The organism is Methylobacterium sp. J-030 (assembly GCF_022829545.1).
In the GTDB taxonomy this organism is placed as follows: domain Bacteria; phylum Pseudomonadota; class Alphaproteobacteria; order Rhizobiales; family Beijerinckiaceae; genus Methylobacterium.
Genome location: NZ_JAKSYM010000409.1, coordinates 1 through 1,870, shown reverse-complemented (window position 1 = coordinate 1,870; position 1,870 = coordinate 1). Strand labels below are relative to the sequence as shown.

Below are 1,870 nucleotides of genomic sequence, written 5' to 3'. Positions count from 1 at the left end.
GCTTCGGTTCTACCGCGAGAACGGGGAGATGAAGGAGGTCCGTCCGACCGGAAGCTACGTCTCCGGTGCTGCCAACGGCGAGCCTCACATGGAGGGCGGCGGCGATGAGGACGCCATCGTGTTTTTTAGCAACCGCAACATCGAGGACGCGCTCTACGAGTTCCTCGACGAGAGCGGAAACCCTGCGCAGGTCCTCGGCATCGCGGACTTCAAGGCACAGCTCGCCGAGCAGGTATCCTCCGGGACCTATGCCAGGGTCGAAGGAAGACCCGCCTGAGCGACTAAAACCGCTCTCCGGGCGCTGGATCGCACGTGCGAGACTCCTATCGCGCCGAGCTTATAGGAAGGCCCACCGCAGGCGAGGCCCGACGCCTGCCTGCGGTTGGTCGTTGAGCGGCGGCTGCGCGTACTGCGTGGACGGGGTGTCTGCATCCTGAGACGCGGGTCGGAGGCGTCGGTCTTAGGGCTGCCGTGTCGCACCGACTTCCAACGTAAGAGCGTGTTCAACGCGCTCGTCGTGCGATGGTGTCCGAGAGCGTCGGAGGTCAGCCTCGGATCTTCCGGTGCCTGCGACCATACGGATGCTGCCGGGCTTCCGTCATGCCGCTTTCCCCCGTCTGTGCCGAAGCGCTGCCATGATCTCGTCCGCGGCCCTGTGCCCGCTGTCATGAGCCCCATGAGCCGTTTGAAGTCGAAGGGGTGGGCCGCCTCGCCCGCGAAGAACAGCCTGTCCTCGAAGGGCCGGGCCAGCCGTGCACGCGTCTGGGATTGGCCCGGCGGGGCGCAACTGTAGGCGCCGCCGATGGACGCCATCCGGCACCACGCGGTCGCCGCGAGCGAGCGGAGGGCGGACGCTAAGTCGCTGCCGAACAGGGCGACCAGCTCGGTCGTTGCGTGGGCGAAACCGGCGGCCGGCCCTTCCATTTCCAGAATGCGGGCGCCGTCGCCGCCGAGGAATGCCTCGATGACCGGCCGGCCGTTGGGCCGGATCGAATAGGCCGCGGACCGCGCGTCGCGTAGGTTGCCGTAGGCGTGCGAGCCCGGCTCGAACGCGGCGTCGCGCCCGATCTCCAAGAAGACCTTCTCGTTGCGCCCGAGTGGCAGGGCGGCGGCCGCCTCGCGCCAGGGCTCGGTTCCCGGCGGCAGGCAGATCGCGTCGCCGGCCAGGACTGCGGTCGAGACCGTCAGGACGGCGGCCTTGGCGCGGACGGTGCCGGCGCGCGTGGTGACGGCGACGCCGTCCGCCGTCAGGTCGATCCGCTCGGCGGGGGTGGCGAGCCGCAGGGCTGTCGAGGGAGGGCGGCTGGCGGCGACTAAAGTGCCGTAGCCGAGCGGCAGGTTTCAGTTCTTGCCCGTCGAGGCATCGTCGTAGGCCAGGTAATCGGTCGCTAAGATCTCAACGGGCGCCATGCCGCTCATGAAGCCGGCGATGGCCCGCACGTAGGCGTTCCAGGCGCCGCCCCGCTCAAGGGCATCGCTGGCTCGGTAGCTGCCCGAGGCGACGGCCCGGAGCCGCTCCTTCCAGTCGCCACAGGCCCTCCACGCCGCACCCCTGTCGTCCTTATCCTCCTCCAAGGACGGATGCGCCTTCGCCCACGGCGGGTCGCTGCGGTCGACCGGGAAGCTCGATGCCTCTGCGATGCCGACCCATGCGTTGCGGTCGCCCGAGCGAAGCCACTTGCAGCCGAGGTCGAGCGGGTAGCATCCGAGGTCCTGCGCGTACGCCCGGTCGGGGCGCGCGGGGCGGTTCCGATGCCCCCATTGCCGTGCACCGGAGGCGCGGCGCCCAAGCGGCCGGTCAAAAGGGGCGCGGCTGGTGAGCGGGCGTAGAGGCCGGAGGCGGGACGCGCCTCGGCCAAGGTCTCGAGCA

Annotated in this window: 2 pseudogenes; one reads left to right on the top strand and one right to left on the bottom strand. The window is 69.8% G+C overall.

Going from position 1 to position 1,870, the window contains the following annotated elements:
* Positions 1–277 (top strand): annotated as a pseudogene (locus tag MKK75_RS34825) (regulator); the annotation flags it as partial.
* Between the two features lie 321 nt (positions 278–598).
* On the opposite strand, the pseudogene MKK75_RS36250 reads toward MKK75_RS34825, so the two are convergent.
* Positions 599–1,728: pseudogene (locus tag MKK75_RS36250) on the bottom strand (flavin monoamine oxidase family protein); the annotation flags it as partial.
* Positions 1,729–1,870: the final 142 nt, after the last annotated feature.